Source organism: Streptomyces sp. ACA25, from assembly GCF_028200735.1.
GTDB lineage: Bacteria > Actinomycetota > Actinomycetes > Streptomycetales > Streptomycetaceae > Streptomyces.
This window is the reverse complement of record NZ_JAQKPV010000002.1, coordinates 211,007-228,895: the sequence shown is the minus strand read 5'-3', so window position 1 is coordinate 228,895 and position 17,889 is coordinate 211,007. Positions and strand designations below refer to the sequence as shown.

Annotated in this window: 17 protein-coding genes; 5 read left to right on the top strand and 12 right to left on the bottom strand. The window is 72.3% G+C overall.

Annotated features, from left to right (window positions below; translation table 11 throughout):
- Nucleotides 1–3: 3 nt before the first annotated feature.
- Complete coding sequence (locus PJ985_RS04740; protein ID WP_271682248.1) at nt 4–777, bottom strand: maleylpyruvate isomerase family mycothiol-dependent enzyme; 774 nt, start codon at nt 775–777, stop codon at nt 4–6.
- Nucleotides 778–998: 221 nt separating this feature from the next.
- Here PJ985_RS04740 and PJ985_RS04735 point away from each other — a divergent pair, with 221 nt between their 5' ends.
- Nucleotides 999–1,859, top strand: coding sequence for an alpha/beta fold hydrolase (locus PJ985_RS04735; RefSeq protein WP_271682247.1), 861 nt, complete (start codon nt 999–1,001; stop codon nt 1,857–1,859).
- A 13-nt stretch (nt 1,860–1,872) separates the two neighbouring features.
- Here PJ985_RS04735 and PJ985_RS04730 read toward each other — a convergent pair whose 3' ends face one another.
- The 8 genes from PJ985_RS04730 to PJ985_RS04695 form a co-directional block, all read right to left on the bottom strand.
- Entirely contained in the window at nt 1,873–2,484 is a 612-nt protein-coding gene (locus PJ985_RS04730) for a MarC family protein (protein ID WP_271682246.1), read from the bottom strand.
- A gap of 41 nt (nt 2,485–2,525) precedes the next feature.
- Nucleotides 2,526–3,368 carry a PHP domain-containing protein gene (locus tag PJ985_RS04725; protein WP_271682245.1) on the bottom strand — a complete coding sequence of 281 codons (843 nt, stop codon included), beginning with the start codon at nt 3,366–3,368 and terminating at the stop codon, nt 2,526–2,528.
- A 67-nt stretch (nt 3,369–3,435) separates the two neighbouring features.
- The gene (locus tag PJ985_RS04720; protein ID WP_271682244.1) at nt 3,436–4,074 is read right to left on the bottom strand and encodes a DUF6758 family protein; all 639 of its coding nucleotides are present in this window, start codon (nt 4,072–4,074) and stop codon (nt 3,436–3,438) included.
- Between the two features lie 43 nt (nt 4,075–4,117).
- Nucleotides 4,118–4,720 carry a suppressor of fused domain protein gene (locus PJ985_RS04715; RefSeq protein ID WP_271682243.1) on the bottom strand — a complete coding sequence of 201 codons (603 nt, stop codon included), beginning with the start codon at nt 4,718–4,720 and terminating at the stop codon, nt 4,118–4,120.
- 55 nt (nt 4,721–4,775) lie between these two features.
- Nucleotides 4,776–5,060, bottom strand: coding sequence for a hypothetical protein (locus tag PJ985_RS04710; protein WP_271682242.1), 285 nt, complete (start codon nt 5,058–5,060; stop codon nt 4,776–4,778).
- A gap of 130 nt (nt 5,061–5,190) precedes the next feature.
- Nucleotides 5,191–5,418 (bottom strand): DUF3107 domain-containing protein, encoded by a 228-nt coding sequence (locus PJ985_RS04705; RefSeq protein WP_271682241.1) that lies wholly within the window; start codon nt 5,416–5,418, stop codon nt 5,191–5,193.
- Between the two features lie 116 nt (nt 5,419–5,534).
- Entirely contained in the window at nt 5,535–6,164 is a 630-nt protein-coding gene (locus tag PJ985_RS04700) for a TetR/AcrR family transcriptional regulator (RefSeq protein WP_333909829.1), read from the bottom strand.
- Between the two features lie 159 nt (nt 6,165–6,323).
- Entirely contained in the window at nt 6,324–6,545 is a 222-nt protein-coding gene (locus PJ985_RS04695; protein ID WP_271682239.1) for a hypothetical protein, read from the bottom strand.
- Nucleotides 6,546–6,665: 120 nt separating this feature from the next.
- On the opposite strand from PJ985_RS04695, the gene PJ985_RS04690 reads away from it, so the two are divergent.
- The 4 genes from PJ985_RS04690 to moeZ all read left to right on the top strand — a co-directional run bounded on the left by PJ985_RS04690 (nt 6,666) and on the right by moeZ (nt 11,598).
- Nucleotides 6,666–7,685, top strand: coding sequence for an alpha/beta fold hydrolase (locus PJ985_RS04690; RefSeq protein ID WP_271682238.1), 1,020 nt, complete (start codon nt 6,666–6,668; stop codon nt 7,683–7,685).
- 8 nt (nt 7,686–7,693) lie between these two features.
- Nucleotides 7,694–8,728 (top strand): DUF3152 domain-containing protein, encoded by a 1,035-nt coding sequence (locus tag PJ985_RS04685; RefSeq protein WP_271682237.1) that lies wholly within the window; start codon nt 7,694–7,696, stop codon nt 8,726–8,728.
- Between the two features lie 530 nt (nt 8,729–9,258).
- On the top strand, nt 9,259–10,212 hold the full coding sequence (locus PJ985_RS04680; RefSeq protein ID WP_271682236.1) for an NAD-dependent epimerase/dehydratase family protein: 954 nt from the start codon (nt 9,259–9,261) through the stop codon (nt 10,210–10,212).
- A 207-nt stretch (nt 10,213–10,419) separates the two neighbouring features.
- Nucleotides 10,420–11,598 carry an adenylyltransferase/sulfurtransferase MoeZ gene (gene moeZ / locus PJ985_RS04675; RefSeq protein ID WP_271682527.1) on the top strand — a complete coding sequence of 393 codons (1,179 nt, stop codon included), beginning with the start codon at nt 10,420–10,422 and terminating at the stop codon, nt 11,596–11,598.
- 98 nt (nt 11,599–11,696) lie between these two features.
- Here the strand turns inward: moeZ and PJ985_RS04670 are convergent, their stop codons facing one another.
- From PJ985_RS04670 to PJ985_RS04660, 3 genes are all read right to left on the bottom strand, one after another.
- Nucleotides 11,697–13,319 (bottom strand): alpha/beta hydrolase, encoded by a 1,623-nt coding sequence (locus PJ985_RS04670; protein ID WP_443033419.1) that lies wholly within the window; start codon nt 13,317–13,319, stop codon nt 11,697–11,699.
- Nucleotides 13,320–13,339: 20 nt separating this feature from the next.
- Nucleotides 13,340–14,965: an alpha/beta hydrolase gene (locus PJ985_RS04665; RefSeq protein WP_271682234.1), complete on the bottom strand. Its 1,626-nt coding sequence runs from the start codon at nt 14,963–14,965 to the stop codon at nt 13,340–13,342.
- Between the two features lie 108 nt (nt 14,966–15,073).
- The gene (locus tag PJ985_RS04660) at nt 15,074–17,836 is read right to left on the bottom strand and encodes a lysylphosphatidylglycerol synthase domain-containing protein (protein ID WP_443033409.1); all 2,763 of its coding nucleotides are present in this window, start codon (nt 17,834–17,836) and stop codon (nt 15,074–15,076) included.
- Nucleotides 17,837–17,889 lie beyond the last annotated feature (53 nt).

The window sequence follows — 17,889 nt, the reverse complement described above, 5'->3', positions numbered from 1 at the left end:
GGCTCAGCGGAGCGCGACCTGCTGCAGCCAGCGGTCCAGCAGCGCGGTCTCACCCAGTACCTCGAGACCTTCGCTGCGGGGCGGCAGCCGCCGGTGGAACACCCGCAGCAGGTCACTGAGCGGTCCGCGCAGCGTCACCGTGGCCCGGCCGTGCGCCCGTCGCCAGCCGAAGCCCTCGTCGTCCAGTTCGATGAACCACTCGGCTGCCCGCTCCTCGGTGCCCCCGGTGTCCGTCGCATGCAGGTGGATGCTCCGGCCGGCCGGCCCCAGCTCCACATCCTCCCCCTCGAACAGCTCGAGGAGCTCGTCGATCGCGTCGGCGGCCATGTCCGGGGCGACGTGGTAGGCGGAGCCGAGTGCGGCGGCCACATCCGCCCGGTGCACCACCACGTCGTGTGCCGCCCGGCGGGCCCAGAAGGCCGTGGTGCCCTCGATGCCCCACACCTGCACTTCGGCCGCCGGGCCCGCGGCCAGCATTGCGGACGCGAACCGGTCCGCCTCCGTGAGGAGCCAGGCCTCCATCGCCACCGGATCGTTGTCGGCCGGCCCGGAGGCGCCGGGCACCTGGCTGCCGGTGTCGTCCACCGGGCGGCCGGTGAGCACCGCCGTCCCGACCGTCCGCAGATTGCCCCCGACATGCCGCCCCAGGTCGGCCAGAGTCCACCCCGGACAGGCCGGGACGGGGAGCGACAGCTGCGCTGTGCTCAGCTGTGCTGCGAACTGCCTTGTTTGCGTGACCACTTCGGTGCAGTAACGGTCGTGATCCAGCGGTCTCATCGGTCCTGCCCTTCCCGGTCGGTCGTATGCGCGAGCGTAGTGAGCGGCACTGACAGCACCCGGGCTCGCGGCACCCGCGTGAACCGTGCCAGGTGCGGAAACCCTCGCCCCACGGACGTACCCGCATGTTCCGTGACGATGCTCCCCGGGTGTGGCGGAATGCGGGGGGACCGGCACGGTGCCCGCCCCGCGCCGGAAGGCTCTCCGGATAGAGTCGTGGGGTGAGCAGACCCCCCTTCATCCAGCCGCCCGGCGGGGTGCGCGCCCGTCGGCTCCCCACCCGGCGCGGGGAGTTCGCCGTGCTGGACGCCGGTCCCGGGGCCGACCCGTCGGGCACCGCCCTGTTGGTACCCGGCTACACCGGCAGCAAGGAAGACTTCATCGCGCTTCTCGGCCCGCTGGCAGCCGCCGGCTACCGGGCGGTCGCCGTTGACGGCCGGGGACAGTTCGAGACCCCCGGTCCGGCGGAACGGGCGGCCTACCGGCTCGGGGCGCTGGCCGAGGACGTGCTCGCACAGGCGGCCGAGCTCCGTGAGCACGGGCCGGTACACCTGGTCGGGCACTCCCTGGGAGGGCTGATCTCCCGCGGAGCCGTCCTCCGGGCGGCGGCGCACGGCCGGACGATGCCGTTCGCCTCGCTCACGCTGATGAGCTCCGGGCCGGGCCGGATCACCCGTCGGCAGAGGTGGAAGGTGCGGATGCTGTGCGGAGGGCTCCCGGTCCTCGGGCCGAGCGGGGTGTGGCGGGTGTGGAACCCGGTCGCCGAGGAGAACGAGGTCACAGATTTTCTGCGGCAGCGCTGGCTGGCAGGAAGGCCGGCCCAGTTGCGCACCACCGGCCGTACGCTGCGCCGTGAGCCGGACCGGGTCGACCGGCTGGCCGCCGCGGGCCTCCCCGTGCACGTGCTCTCCGGGGAGCGCGACGAGGCCTGGCCGGTGCCGGCGATGGACGAGATGGCGCAGCGCCTGAACGCGCACCGTTCGGTGATCAAGGGAGCCGAACACTCCCCGAATGTCGACCGGCCGGTGGCCACGGCGACCGCGATGCTCGACTTCTGGGCGGGCGTGGGGGCGCGTTCCTGACCTGGCCCGCAGCTCAGCCGGTGCCCGCCTCGAGGAAGCCGATCACCCCGTTGGCTATCTGCTGGACCGCGATCGCCGACAGCAGCATGCCCGACAGCCGGGTCACCAGCACCACGCCGCCGTCCTTGATCACCCGGACGATGAGGAGCGAGTAGCGCATCGTCAGCCAGAGGACGAGGTGCATGACGGCGATGGCGGCCCAGACCGCACTGTGGTCCCAGGCGCTGTCGGCGTTCTGCACCGCGAGGATCACCGTGACGATCGCGCCGGGCCCGGCGAGCAAGGGCATGCCCAGCGGAACAAGGGCCACGTTGACGTCCTTGGTCTGGGTGGGCTCATCGGTCTTGCCGGTCAGCAGATCGAGCGCCACCAGCAGCAGCAGCAGACCACCGGCGATCATCAGGGCGGGCAGCGACACCCCGAGGTAGTCCAGGATCTGGTGGCCCGCGAGGCCGAAGACGGTGATCACGCCGAGCGCCACCAGGGACGCCTGCCAAGCCATCCGGCGCTGTACTTTGACGGGACGGCCGGAGGTCAGGGCGAGGAAGATCGGGGTGGTCCCCGGTGGGTCCATGATGACGAACAGGGTGACGAAGACGGAGCCGAACAGGGCGAAGTCGAACACGTGGAGCCTCGGAAGCGGTGGAAGGTGAGGGCGGAAGCGGGTCAGGCCGTGACCGGCCGTGCCCCGGAGCCGCGGGCTGCGATCTCGGCGTACACGTCGGGAGCCGTGGTGTGCTCGCCCGGCAGACAGGTCTTGCGGCTGCCGTGGTAGTCGCTGGAGCCGGTCGTCAGCAGGCCGAGATCGGCGGCCAGGCCGCGCAGCCGGGCGCGGGCCGCCGCGTCATGGTCCATGTGGTCGACCTCGAGGCCGTCGAGTCCGGCGGCGGCGAGTTCGGCCAGGGCGCTCTCCGGGACGGTCCTGCCCCGCTTGACCGCGAAGGGGTGGGCGAAGACCGCGACCCCGCCGGCCTCACGGATGAGACGCACCGCGGTGAGTGCGTCCAGCTCGTGCTTGTCCACGTGCGCTCGCCCCCCGTCGGCGATCCACTCCTGGGTGAAGGCCTCGGAGACACTGCCGATCACGCCCGCCTCCACCATCGCCGTGGCGATGTGCGGGCGGCCCACCGCGCCGTCCGCCAGGGCACGGACGCGTTCCCAGGTGACCGGGGCGCCGAGCTCGCGCAGCTTGGCCACCATGGCGCGGGCCCGCGGTACCCGGTCGTCGTGCAACAGTTCCCGCTCCCGGGCCAGCCGGGGCTCCGTCGGGTCGAAGAGGTAGCCGAGCATGTGCAGGCTGACCGGGCCGAGCCGGCAGGACAGCTCGCAGCCGGGGACCAGAGTGAGCCCGGCAGGCAGCGCGGCGGCTGCTTCCTCCAGGCCGGCCACCGTGTCGTGGTCGGTCAGAGCCACTACGTCCAGGCCGGCCGCCGCCGCGGCACGGACCAGCTCGGCGGGGGAGTCGGTGCCGTCGGAAGCCGTGGAGTGGGTGTGCAGATCGATGCGCACGGCGCGGCTCTCCCAGGGGCGGCACGGACAGGTCGACCCCAGGGTATCGGTGCGCCGCCCCGGACCGTCAGGCGAGCAGCTGGGGGGAGATCGCCCCGCACGGGATGAGCTCCGACTCGGCCCCCGCCTCGCGCAGGTCGGTCAGTACCAGCTCGTCGTACATGAGCAGCCCGGACTGCTCCGGCCAGACGACGGCCCACAGCCAGAGCCCGCGGGCCTCGCCCGCGAACACGGCCCGGTCGGGCGGGGCGCCGCTGACGTTCCACAGCGGGGTGAGGCGGCCGGCCGCCAGCACCTTGGCATGCGGGGGCTGGTCGACCCGGATGTACGGAGCGGGATCGGGGCCGGTAATGCCGGCGTGCCGCGCCCCGAGGCCGACGCCCAGCTCCTCGGCGATCAGCAGCAGCTCACCGGGGCCGCCCAGCGGTGCCGGCCCCGAGCAGGCGACGGCGGTCGCCCGCCCACCGCTGCGGTCGTCGCCGGCCGACGCGACGCCGGTGAACAGCCAGCCCACCGGCAGTGGCCAGGGCATCCACACCGGCACGTGGGTGCGGTTCACGACCACACCGAGCGCTTCCACGCTGGGTGGCATGACCGGCTGGAGCGGGTGCACGGCACCGTGCACCGAGCACTGCCAGTAATCGGAGAAGAGGCCGGGTGCCCGTACCCGGCCACCGCACTTCGGGCAACTCGGTTCGCCCCTCATGGGCACCCACGCTCCTCGCGGACCGGCCCCGCGTCAAGGACAGTCACCCGGTCAGTGGAACCGAAATCCGGCCGGGGTCGCGCAGATCCGTGCCATGCGTCAGCCATCGCTCCTCCAGCGCCTCGCTTCCGTGCACGCGCTTCCATGCTGCCTCATTGGGGGTCATGGGCAGCAGGGGAAAGAACCGGACCGGGTCCAGCGGCGTGGGCAGGACCAGATCGGGGACGAGACCGCCGGACGCGCCGACCAGCACGGAGGTGTACGGGGCCCCGGGCCACAGAGGTGAGCCGACGTCCAGCGACGCGCCCGGGGCGACCACCACACCCTCCACCTGGGGGGCGGCGGCGAGCACCGCGAGCGGACGCAGCACCTGGTCCGTCCCGGCCCGGCCGGCCCGCAGCGTGAGCAGCAGCTCGGCGCGCGGCCCGCGGTCCGGATCGGCGACGCCCGCCGTGGGATCGGCCATCGGAGCCGCGGACATCCCGAGGGTGGCGTACCGCACGACGGGTGGCTCGGGGCCCGTCCCGGCGGTGATCCAGCGGAGCACCTCGATCCGGTCGGTGCCCAGGAAGGTCACGGAGGCCCGCGCCTCCGGCTCGCCCAGCGCAGACGTCAGCTGTTCCTCGACCGGCCCTCGCACATCCACGGCGGTGAGCCTACGGGGCCGCGGGGGCCGGTGCACGCTCGGCCCGGACGGCCCCTCAGCCGCGGGCCGGCCGGGAGGTGACGTACTGGTTGCGCCCGGTGGGCCGCGGGCGGACCAGCAGCGACACCAGGGCGACGCTCACTGCCAGGGCGATGGTCATGGTGGCTGCCGCGTGGCCGGGACCGAGCACGGCACGGGCGAGCACGCCCCCGAACAGCGCGGCTCCCGCTCCGGTGGCCAGGGCGAGGGTGTGATGCGGGAAACGTGTGGGGCGCCAGTGGGTGGCGGCGAACGCCACGGCGAGTCCGAGGACGATCGAGCCGAGCGTTTCCCAGACCATGAGACCTCCCGTAGGGGGCAGTTCGGACGCCTGCGTCCTACCCCTGGGAGCCGGTCCGCGAAACGGCGGCCGGAGGAATCCTCCGGCCGCCGTCTCGCCAATCCGCGCCGGGGCGCGAACGCCGTCCGGCTCAGAGCGCGCCGAAGCCCACCTTGCGCGACACCTGCTCGCCGATCTCCACGTAGGCCACCCGGTCCGCGGGGACCAGCACCTTGCGACCGCGCTCGTCGGTGAGGCTGAGCAGATTGCTGCCGCCGGAGAGCGCCTCGTTCACCGCGCGCTCCACCTCCTCGCCAGACTGTCCGCTCTCGAGAACGATCTCGCGCGGCGTGTGCTGAACGCCGATCTTGATCTCCACGGCTTGTCCCTCCGCATGCTTCGTGACGTGCGCGGTGGCCCGCGCCGTACCCGCCCAGCGTAGCCGCGCGGGGCCGACGACCCTGCCGGGTCGGCCACGCCGAGAGCGAACACCCCTCAGTCGTGCTGCATGGGGAAGCCGGCGATGCCGCGCCAGGCCAGGGAGGCGGTCAGGCTCTTCGCCGTGTCCCGGGGGATCCGGCGGCCGGAGCCCAGCCAGTAGCGGGCGGTGATCTGGGCCAGTCCGCACAGGCTCACCGCCAGCAGCATCGACTCGTCCTCCGGCAGGTCGGTGTCCTCCGCGATCAGCGGGCTGACCAGCTCCGCGCAGTCCAGTGAGACCTTGTCGACGCGTTCCCGCACCGCGGGCTCGTTCGTCAGGTCGGACTCGAAGACCAGCCGGAACGCGCCGCCCTCCTGCTCGACGTAGTCGAAGTAGGCGTCCATGGTCGCGGCAATGCGCTGTTTGTTGTCGCTGGTGGACACGAGCGCGTGCCGCACGGTGGCGACCAGCGCGTCGCAGTGCTGGCCGAGCAGAGCCAGGTAGAGCTCGAGCTTGCCGGGGAAGTGCTGATAGAGCACCGGCTTGCTGACACCGGCCCGGTCGGCGATGTCGTCCATCGCTGCGGCGTGGTAGCCCTGGGCGACGAACACCTCCTGGGCCGCGCCCAGGAGCTGGTTACGTCGGGCTCGGCGCGGCAATCGGGTGCCGCGGGGGCGTGCCTCGGTGTGATCGATGGCTGTCACGCCGCCTCCCATTTCGGTTCAGTGCGCTGCGGGTGCTGGGGTCATGCGCTCCGGCCGCAATCGTACGGTCGGGTAACCCTCCTCCGTGCATCGCGAGACGAGCATTTCACTCCGTGGACAAGCGAACGGGTCGCCGCGAGGCCCGGGCCGGCCCGTCGTTCACCGGTAGTCCTCGTCGTCCAGTTCCACCACGCGGGCCTGCTCCGCCAGATCCGCGGCGTTCGCCTCGGCCGGTACCGGACCGGTGAGAGGGACATCCCGGTGCTCGAGCAGCTCGGCCCGCTGCTCCGCGGCGTCGGCCTCCGATGCCTCGTTGTCCAAGTTCTCCTCCTCGTGGGGGAACTCTTCGAGACTGTCCGGTTCGGTGGGGTCGATCGGCATGGTCACTACCTCCGTATGGACGCGCGTGGCTCCAGCCTAGGAGCCCCCGGAACAACACGCGAACGGCGTGGCGTCGCCGCCAAGGCGGATGCGGGCCGCCCCGCTTCGTAGTATTGCGTCATGTCACCGACCCAAGAGCAGCGTGCCGAGGCAGCGCTGGCCGCCGCGGAGGGCTGGCCGGGAGTACGGGAAGCCGAGACGATCCGGTGTCTGGACCTGCCGGGATCGGCCCTGGCGGTGCGCCGCCGGGCTGCCGAGCGGGACGAGCTGGAACCGGCCCTCCTCGTGCACGGTCTCGGCGGCAGCTCGCGGAACTGGTCCGCGCTGATGGAGCGGCTGGCCGGAACCGTCGAGTGCGAGGCGCTGGACCTGCCCGGGTTCGGGGCGTCGCCGCCCCCGGACGACGGTGACTACTCGGTGGCCGGACACACCAGAGCCGTCCTGCGCTACCTGGCGGCCAGCGACCGCGGGCCCGTGCACCTGCTCGGCAACTCCCTGGGCGGCGCCGTGGCCACCCGGGTCGCCGCGCTCCGCCCCGATCTGATCCGGACGCTCACCCTCATCTCGCCCGCACTGCCGGAGCGCAGGCCGCAGCGCGCCGTGCTCCCCACCGCGCTGCTGGCCGCGCCGGGTGTGGCCGGGCTGGTCCGGCGGATGACCCGGGAGTCCTCCCTGGAGCAACGTGCTCGCGGAATACTGCAGCTGTGTTACGGGGATCCGGCGCGCATCGCACCCGAGGAGCTCAGGGCGGCGATCGAGGAACTCGAGCGGCGGCAGTCCCTCCCGTACTTCTGGGACTCGCTGAGCCGTTCCGCGCGGGGGATCGTGAACAGCTACACGCTGGGCGGCCAGTACTCGCTCTGGCGGCAGGCCGAGCGGGTCCTCGCCCCGACCCTGCTGGTGTACGGGGGCCGGGACCGCGTGGTGTCGTACCGGATGGCGGACCGGGCCGCTGCGGCCTTCGGCCGGTCCCGGCTGCTGGCCCTTCCGGACGCCGGTCACATGGCGATGATGGAGTACCCGGAAGCCGTCGCCGACGCCTTCCGGGAACTGCTGGCGGACACCGGTGCGGAGCCCGCTCCGTCCCCGCGTCTCCCGGGTCAGGGAACCCGGCCCGCCGCCGAAGCACCTGGGAGCTGAGGCCGCTCATGGAGAGGCGCGAGCACCCGGCCGGGACAGCGGACCCGGACCGGGTGACGACCCCGCGGACAGCCGGCCCCCGGCAGGGGCCACGACAGGATTACGTCGATGCCTTCGACGAGCAGCACTACGGCGCACCCCCTCCCTCCTCGTCCGAGCCCGACCCGGCCGTGCCGGGCCCGCGCAGGCACGCCGGCGGCTCCCGGCGGGCGGCTGCCCGGCGGGAGCCGGGGGACCGGCCCGGCGGCTGGGGCCGGTCCCTGACCGGGGTGACCGCGGCGGCCGTGGTGACGGTGCTGGCCGTCACCGTCACCGGGCAGGTGGGGGATGCCGAACAGGAGGCTGCCACCGGCCCTGCCGAGCGGGGCGACACCTCCGCGGATCCCAAGTCGGCCGGCGGGGGCGGTGTGGAGGCCGGGAGGCGGGACGGTCAGGAGCCGGCCTACGAAGAGCACCTGGACTCGGTGTCCGACCTGGATCCGGAGCTGGCCGGCTCGGGGGAGCTGGTCCCGGTGCCCGGCAGCGATCCGCCCGCGGACCCGGACGCCACCACGCTGCTGCGCTACCGGGTGGATGTGGAGCCCGAGACCGACTGGGACGCCGGGGTGTTCGCGGAGATCGTGCACCGGACACTGAGCGACCCGCGCAGCTGGGGCAACAACGGCGAGCGCAGCTTTGCCCGGGTTTCGTCCGGCCAGTACGACTTCGTCGTCACCCTGGCGACCCCGGGCACCACTGCCGAGTGGTGCGCGAAGTCCGGCCTGAACGTGACGGTGGAAAACGTCTCCTGCGACTCCGCCTCCACCGAGCGGGTCATGATCAACGGCTGGCGCTGGGCGCAGGGAGCCGAGACGTACGACGGCGACATCCGCGGCTACCGGCAGATGCTCATCAACCATGAGGTGGGGCACCGGCTCGGCTACGGTCACGTGGTGTGTCCCGGCGAGGGGGAGCCCGCGCCGGTGATGATGCAGCAGACCAAGTTCCTGACCATAAACGGCCTCACCTGCGAGAAGAATCCCTGGCCGCACCCGGACAACTAGCCGGACCCGCCGGCGAGCCGGTGGACTCGGCCCCGAACCGGCGCGCCGGACGTGGGCGAGTTCGGGCGGCGAGTTCGGGCAGGGAGATGCCGAGTGTCGCACCGAGCCGGACGATGGTGCCGCGCACAGGAGTCGGCAGCCTGCCCGTCCCGGCGATCCTGCGGAGCAGCCCGGGGCCCGGCACGGGTTCCGGCTCCGGGTGCGTGCGTCGCGCCGCACAGGGTTGAGGGCGCGGCCGACGGCGCGCGGAGCTCCTCTACCGCGCCGTAACGCCCCACTTCGCCAGTAGTTACGTTTCTTCACCCCTTCCGGTGGTTCCTCGGGTAACTGTCCGTCACGCCACGGCCTTGCGGACATACCGTCCTTTCGCAGGCGTCGCCGCGCCGTCCGGCGCCGGGCGGCGCCGTGACACACGACGACCGAAGCCCTGAGGCCGGCTGTTCCGGCCGGAGCGCTCCTGTCCAGGGCATGCCCGCCGAACCGACCGTTCCGGCCGCGCCGGAACCCCCCCACGGAACAAGGAGAGAACGATGAGAGTGCTGCTGCTCGGTGCAGGTGGGTACCTCGGACGATTCGTGGCCGACCGGCTGCTTGCCGACCCCGCTGTTCAGCTCACCGCGCTGGGCCGCGGTGACGACGCCGACGTCCGGTTCGACCTGTCCACCGGAAGTCCCGGAGCGCTGACCCGGTTCCTGGACGCCGTGCAGCCGGGGGTCGTCGTCAACTGCGCGGGGGCGATCCGCGGGACCGCCAGTGAGCTGACCCGGCACAACACCGTGGCCACCGCCACGCTGTGCGAATCTCTGCGGCGCAGCGGCTGCGGCGCGCGGCTGGTGCACCTGGGTTGCGCAGCCGAGTACGGGCCGTCCGCACTCGGTTCCTCGCTTGCCGAGGACGCCACCCCCCGGCCGGGTGGCCCCTACGGAGTCAGCAAGCTGGCCGCGAGTGAGCTGGTGCTCGGTTCCGGTCTGGACGCGATCATCCTGCGGGTGTTCTCCCCGGCCGGCCCGGGGACCCCGGCCGGTTCTCCGCTCGGGCGGCTGGCCGACTCCCTGCGGCGCGCGATGCAGCACGGGGAGAGTGAGCTGAAGCTCGGCGGGCTGGCCGTGCGCCGGGACTTCGTGGACGTCCGGGACATCGCCCGGGCGGTGCACGCCGCGACGCTCTCCGCGGCTCAGGGCGTGGTCAACATCGGTACCGGTCAGGCCGTCCGGCTCCGGGAGGCCGCGGTCTCGCTCGCCCGGATCTCGGGATACACCGGCTCGCTGCACGAGCTGGACGCCCCACCGGCCGGCCCGCCGGCTCAGCGCAGTGCCGATCAGGCCGTCCCGGCCGCCGTCCCGCACGCCCCCTACCCGGACGGGTGCGGTGCCTGGCAGCAGGCCGACGTCCGCACCGCCCGTGACCGGCTGGGGTGGCGGGCCAGGATCAGTCTGGAGGAGTCGCTGGGGGACATCTGGATGGAAGCGGCGTGCCGCATGTGACCCTCCGGGGACCGGGAGCCCGGGCCCCCCGGCCCTGACAGTGTTCCGGGGCCGGTCCGTCCCTGACCGGGCCGTCCGGGACGGGGAGCCGCTGCCCGGCCTCTGGGACACGGGTATCTCGCGTCTCGGGACGGCGGTCTCGGAATGAGACAGGGCGTGTCACTGTTGTCGGACGTACGACTGTTCCCTCAGATCATCGGAGCCCCCGTGTCGCTGCCCCCCCTGGTCGAGCCGGCTGCCGAGCTCACCGTCGACGAGGTCCGCAGGTACTCCCGCCACCTGATCATCCCGGACGTCGGGATGGCCGGGCAGAAGCGCCTGAAGAACGCCAAGGTGCTCTGTGTGGGCGCCGGCGGGCTCGGCTCCCCGGCCCTGATGTACCTGGCTGCCGCAGGCGTCGGCACCCTCGGCATCGTGGAGTTCGACGAGGTCGACGAATCGAATCTGCAGCGGCAGATCATTCACAGCCAGGCCGACATCGGCCGCCCCAAGGCGGAGTCCGCCAAGGACACGGTGCTCGGGATCAACCCGTACGTCACCGTCAATCTGCACAATGAGCGGCTCGACTCCTCCAACGTGATGGAGATCTTCGAGCAGTACGACCTGATCGTGGACGGTACGGACAACTTCGCCACCCGGTACCTGGTCAACGACGCCTGCGTGCTGCTGAACAAGCCGTACGTCTGGGGTTCGATCTACCGCTTCGACGGCCAGGCGTCGGTCTTCTGGTCCGAGCACGGTCCCTGCTACCGCTGCCTCTACCCGGAGCCCCCGCCCCCCGGCATGGTCCCCTCCTGCGCCGAGGGCGGTGTCCTGGGCGTGCTGTGCGCGTCGGTGGGATCCATCCAGGTCAACGAGGCCATCAAACTGCTCGCCGGAATCGGTGAGCCGCTGCTCGGCCGGCTGATGATCTACGACGCCCTGGAGATGACGTACCGCCAGGTCAAGATCCGCAAGGATCCGGACTGCGCGGTGTGCGGGGAGAACCCGACCGTCACCGAGCTGATCGACTACGAGGCGTTCTGCGGCGTCGTCTCCGAGGAGGCCCAGGCGGCGGCCATGGAGTCGACGATCACCGCGAAGCAGCTCAAGGAATGGATCGACGCGGACGAGAAGATCGACATCATCGATGTGCGGGAGCCGAACGAGTACGAGATCGTCTCGATCCCCGGAGCCCGGCTGATCCCGAAGAACGAGTTCCTGATGGGCGATGCCCTGGGGAGCATGCCGCAGGACAAGCGGATCGTCCTGCACTGCAAGACGGGTGTCCGCTCCGCGGAGGTCCTTGCCGTGCTGAAGAACGCGGGCTTCTCCGACGCGGTGCACGTCGGCGGGGGAGTCATCGGCTGGGTGAACCAGATCGAGCCCGACAAGCCGGTCTACTGACCAGGATCCGGAAGGGCCCGACAGGGACCCCGACGGAAGGGGCCGCCGGATGACCGGTGGCCCCTTCCGCGTACCGGGGCCGGAAACAATGCCCTCGGTCAGCCGCAGACGAGGCCGTCCTTCGGGACCATGCCGGCGAGCAGGTACTCGTCCACCGCCTCGGTGATGCAGGGGTCCGTGCCGTTGTACGCGCCGTGCCCCTCACCGTCGTAGGTCAGCAGGATGCCGACGCCCTCGCCCAGCTCCTGCTGCATGCGCTCGGCGCCCGCGTACGGGGTGGCCGGGTCACCGGTCGTCGCGATCAGCAGGATCTCGGAGGAGCCCTCGGCGCTCACCTCGGGGTTGTCGCTCTCCCCCTCGACCGGCCAGCCGTCGCACCCGGTCAGGCTCCACACCAGGAACTCTCCGAACACCGGAGAGGCGGCCAGGAATTCGTCCCGGTGTTCGTCGACGGCAGTGCGGTCCAGGCCGGCCGAGGAGTCGGCGCAGCGGATCGCGACGTGGGCCGCGTTCTGGTTGGAGTAGGTGCCGTCGTCGCCCCGGCCGTTGTAGGCGTCCGCGAACAGCAGCAGCACGTCGCCGCGGCCCTCCAGCGCCAGCTCCAGGGCGGTGGTCAGGTAGGGCCAGGTTTCCTCGGAGTACAGCGCGGCGGCGATGCCGGTGACGGCCAGCGTCTGGGTGAGGTCGCGGTCGTCCTCCGTGGGCAGCGGTTCCTCGGCGAGCCCGGCCAGCAGGCCGGCGAGGATCTCGTTGCCCTCCTCCGGGCCGCTGCCGGTGGGGCACCCTTCCGGGTCCTGCCCGGCGCAGTCGGCCATGTAGTTCTCCAGCGCCAGCTGGAACCCCTCGGCCTGCTGCAGCGACTGCTCCAGGAGGTTGCCCGTCGGGTCCACGACGGCGTCCAGCACCGCCCGCCCCACCCGTTCCGGGAACAGGTTGGCGTACACCCCGCCCAGCTCGGTGCCGTAGGAGATGCCGAAGTAGTGCAGCTTGGTGTCGCCGAGGACGTGCCGCAGCAGATCCAGATCCCGTGCGGTGTTGGTGGTGGTGACGTGCGGCAGCACGTCTCCCGAATTCTCCTCGCAGGCGGCGATGTACTGCTCGTCCAGCTTCTCCAGGGCCGCCTCGTCCTCCGGTGTCTGCGGGAGGCTGCCGTGTTCCTGGTCCACGGCGTCCTGCTGCTCGCCGTCGAAACAGACCACGCCCGCGCTCTCGCCGACCCCCCGCGGGTCGAAGCTGACCAGGTCGAAGCCGGTGCGCAGGGAGGCGTAGTCCTCCGACACGAGCGGCATGGTGAAGACCCCGGACGCGCCGGGGCCGCCGAAGTTGAAGACCAGGGAGCCGACCCGGTTCCCGTCCCGGGAGGAGCTCTCCGCCCGGATCAGTGCAAGGTCAATGGTGTCGCCGCCGGGTTCGCTCCAGTCCAGCGGAACGGTGAGCTCGGCGCACTGCCAGGGGGTGCCGTCGTCCAGCTCACCGGGGGGCTGCCCCTCGCCCTGCAGCTCGGTCGGTGCCCCGCAGCTCTCCCATTCCAGCCGCTGCTGGGCCAGGTCGTCCGGCACCCCCGGATACGCCTGGGCGGCGGGGGTGGACCGGTCCGTGGCACCGGAGCCGTCCCGTTCCCGGTCGTCGGCCGATGTGCTGCCGCTGCACCCGGCGGCCAGCAGGGCAGCGGCCAGAGCCGCGGCGGCGGCGCGGCGGTGCGGTCGTGGGTTTCTGGGCATGGACTTCCCCTGGTTGACGATCACGTACAGATCATGCCGTCCTCCGGCGTGGCGCCGGACAGCAGATGTGCATGGACGGCGGTACGGACGCAGGCGTTGCCGCTGCTGAAGGCGCCGTGGCCGTCCCCGTCGTAGGTCAGCAGGACGCCGACGTCCTCGCCGAGCTCCTGCTGCATGCGCTCGGCGCCCGCGTAGGGCGTGGCGGGGTCGCCGGTCGTCGCGATCAGCAGGATGGGACGGGCGCCCGGGGCGCGGACATGCGGCTGGTCCCGTTCTCCGGTCACCGGCCATGCGGTGCAGCTCAGCAGGTTCCACACCAGGTACTCACCGAAGACCGGCGAGATCTCCGCGAACTCGGGGCGGTGCCGGTGGACGTCCTCGATGCCGGGCCGGGAGGCGAAGTCGGCACAGTTGATCGCGGTGTTCGCGGAGTGCAGATTCCGGTACCGGCCCAGCTGGTCGCGGCCGTTGTACCGGTCGGCGGCGGCCAGCAGCTGCCCGCCGTCCCGCCTGTCCAGGGCTTGCCGCAGGGCCTCGGTCAGGACCGGCCACAAGTTCTCGGAGTACAGCGAGGCGAGCACGCCGGTCACGGCCAGGCTCTGGGTGAGCTCGCGCCCGCTGCCGGTGGGCAGTGGCTCCCGGTCCAGACCGGCCAGCAGGCCGGCGAGGATCTCATTGCCCTGCGCGGGTCCGCTGCCGGTGGGGCAGTCGGGCCCGTACCGCTCGGCGCAGTCGGTGAAGTAGTTGTCCAGTGCCAGCTGGAAGCCCGCGGTGTGGGCGAGGGAGCGCCCCACCAGGTCGCTGGTCGGGTCCACGACGGAGTCGAAGACCGTGCGGCCCACCCGTTCGGGGAACAAGCCCGCGTACACGCCGCCCAGCTTGGTGCCGTACGAGGCTCCGTAGTAGTGCAGCTTGCTGTCGCCCAGCACGTGGCGCAGCAGGTCCAGGTCCCGGGCGGTGGCCACGGTGGTGAGGTGCGGCAGCAGGTCTCCGGCGTTCGCCCGGCAGGCCGCGGCGTACTCCTGCTTCCGGTCGAGAAAGGCCGCCTCCTGGGCGGGTGTACGGGGGTGGCTGCGGTCGGAGTCCTGGGTGGCGGCGTCGAGTTCCTCGTCGTCGAGGCAGATCACGCCCGCGCTCTCCCCGACCCCGCGCGGGTCGAAGCTGACAAGGTCGTAGGCCTCGCGCAGCCGGTCGAACCGCTCGCCCATCCGGGGCAGCGCGGCCACTCCGGAGCCCCCGGGGCCGCCGAAGTTGAACACCAGTGAGCCGACGCGGCTCCGGCTGCCGGTGGCCTCGGCCCGGATCAGTGCGATGCCGAGGGTCTCGCCCTCCGGCCGGGAGTGGTCCAGCGGTACGGTCAGCTCGGCACACCGCCAGGGCCCGCCGGGTGCCGGTCCGCTGCCCTGCAGGGGGGTGGGCGCCCCGCACTCCGCCCAGTCCAGTGTCTGCTCGGTGAACACGGCCGGGGGAGAGCCGGGGCCGCCCGGTGTTCCGTCGTCCCCGTCCGGAGGGAACGTGTCGGCGACCTCCGGTTTCCCGTGCGGGGCGGGGATTCCGGCCTTGCTGCTCACACAGGCGGTGACCGCCAGCAGGGCACCGAGCAGTGCGGCGACCGTGCGTATTCCGTGCCGCCCGGCACCGGCCATCGGACCCCCCGAGTCCCCAGTTCGATCGGTTTTCGCTCAGGGCAGGTTACGGGATCCGCCGGCACAGGGGGTGCGGGCCCGGGGCCGTCTCCGGCGGGCCCGGGGTGGTCAGAGCGCCTCTTTGCGGGTGAGGTGGGTGAACGCCAGCCAGCCGGGCAGCACCGGCAGCCAGAAGGTCATCAGCCGGAACAGCAGCGTCGCCGGCATGGCGCTGTCGGCCGGCATGCCGGCGAACGCCGTCAGTCCGGTGAAGAGCGCGGCCTCCACCGCGCCCAGGCCGCCCGGGGTGGGCGCGGCCGAGCCCAGCGCGTTGCCGGCCAGGAAGATCAGAGCCACCGTGGTGAAGTTGACGTCCCCGCCGAAGGCACGTACCGAGGCATCCAGGCAGAGGGAGAACGCCAGTGTCATCAGCACCATGCCGCCGATGCCGCTGAGCAGCTTCCGCGGACGCTGGACCACGTCGAGCATCCGGGGCACCACACCGGCGAACAGAGACCGCAGGCGCTCGGAGAGGAACCTGCGCACCCCCGGCACGGCGGTGACGATCAGCGTCAGCACCGCCGCCGTCAGCAGGCCGGCGATCACCGTGCGGGAGGGGGAGAGCGTCGGGGTCTGCTGGGTACCGGTGAGGTAGGCGAAGACCAGCAGCAGAGTGACATGGCTGCCCAGACCGAACAGCTGATTCGCCCCGACACTCGCCGCCGCATGGCCGGGCCGTACACCGGAGCGCTGCAGGTAGCGGGTGTTGAGCGCGACGCCGCCGATGGCCGCGGGTGCCACCAGCTTCACGAACGAGCCCGCCACCTGAGCCAGCACGGTCCGCAGATACGGGACCTTCTCCGGGACGAAGCCCAGCAGGCTCACCGCCGCCGCGAAGTAGGACAGCACGGAGAACGCCGCGGCGGCGATCACCCAGGCCCAGTTGGCATCCTCCACGACCCGGTGGAAGTCGATGTGGATGAGCTGCGTGATCAGGAAGTAGGCGGCGAACGCACCGGCGATCAGGGTCACCAGGGTGCGGGGTCTGATGCGTTCCAGCCGGGCGGGCTCCAGCGGGGCCCGGGGCCTGATCAGCAGCATCTGCTGCCGGATCTCGGACAGCAGATCCGGCTCCTTGGCGTTCTCCAGAGCCTCGTCCATCACCTGCTTCTCGGCCTGCCTGGCGGCCCGCACCGCCTTCCGGCCGGTGGCGGGCAGGTCACCGACCGCCTCCCGGTAGGCGCGGGAGGCGGTCAGGACCGCTTCCCGCTCCCGCTGGGAGCGTTCCCGGCCGAGCTGTCGCAGCTGCTGCCGGGTGCCGCGGCTCAGGGCGATCGGCTGGAGCAGCGGCAGGCTGTTGGCGACCGCGTCGGAGCCCAGCACCCGCACCGCCGCCGCCACCGACCGCTCTGCGCCGACCCGGAGCCCGAAGGTGGTGAGCAGCTGGGCGATATCCATCCGCAGCAGCAGATCCCCGGCCGCGATCTCTCCCCCGCGCAGGTCGGTCACGTAGACCTCGCCGTCGCGGCCCACGAGCAGTGACCGGCCGACCAGCCCGCGGTGGGCGATCTGCCGCGACTGCAGTGCGGCGACCTGCCGCCAGGCGTTCTCCATCAGCGCGCCGGAGATCTCCTCCTCCGGAACGGAGTCGAGATCTCTGGCGTCGATGTGCTGGTAGACCAGCATCACCGCGTCGGGACCCAACTCGGAGGTGGCGATCAGCTCGGGTGCGTTGGCACCCGAGGCGTGCGCGGCGTAGGCGAGCAGGGCCTCCTGCTCCAATGCCTGCCGCAGCGACTGCAGGCTGCGCCGCTGGGTGATGCCCCGCACCACCACTCGGCGCCAGGCCCGGTAGAAGAACCCCTGGGCCTGCTGCTCCCGGTCGACCACGGTGACGTCCAGGGGCGGGCCGGACTCCAGGGTCACCAGATAGCGGCGGCTGATCTCGTCACTGCTGCCGCGCTCCTCCCGCCCGGCGTCGCCGGGCTCGTCCGCGCGGACCGCGCCCACCGCACGGAAGCCGAGCCGGCGCAGGCCGGTGAGCAGCTGCTGCCCGGTGGGCCGGACGTTGGGCTGGCCGACCGCGTACAGCGTGCCGTAGGCCACTGTCCAGCCGATGAGCACCGTCACCAGGATGGAGAACGGGGTGGTGTGGCCGCCGATCAGGACCGCGAGGGCGTCCAGTACCAGCACGCCCCACATGAGGATCCGCCAGCGCGGCCGGTGGGCCATGCCCACGGCGGTCATGTAGGCGATGACCGGAGCCAGGTAGCCGTGCACCGGCTCGGTCATGCCTCCGCCGCCGGGAATGGTGGTGGTGAGGGCGTTGCGCACCTCCTGCGGCGCCATCCGGGCGACCCACAGGCTGAAGGAGAGCGCGACGCCGTGGGCCAGCACGGCGGCCAGCACTCCGTCGGCGATCCGCAGCCCGTCCCGTTTGATCAGCCGCTCGACCGCGAAGGCCACCGGAACGATGAGGACGGCGATGCTGGCCGCGAAGCCGGCGAAGCTGATCAGAACCGGCGGGGCCTGCCCGGCGGCGTCACCGATGTCCCGTTCCAGGCCTTCGGTGGTGCCGATCGCAAAGGTCGCGACCGCCAGGACCAGGCTGATGCCGAGCAGGCCCAGCAGGATGCGCACCAGGTCGGCGGGCCGGTGCACCCGGGCGGCGAGGATCGGCTCGTCCCCGTCCAGTCGTTCCTCACCGGGCCGCTCCGGCTCCTCCTCGGGGGCCGTCGCGGCCGGCCCCACCGCATGCGCCCCGCTGGGCGTACGCTCCGCTCCGTGCGCCGCGGATCCCGCTCCCGCGCGCGGCGCAGCGCCGGACGTCGGCCGGGTCGTTTCCCCGGCCCGTCCGTCCTGCTGCTCCGTCTCTTCTTCGCCCCGTATCACGTGTCACCGCCGGAACGATCGTTGCACGGTCCGGCGCCCGCCGCGCAGTGTCC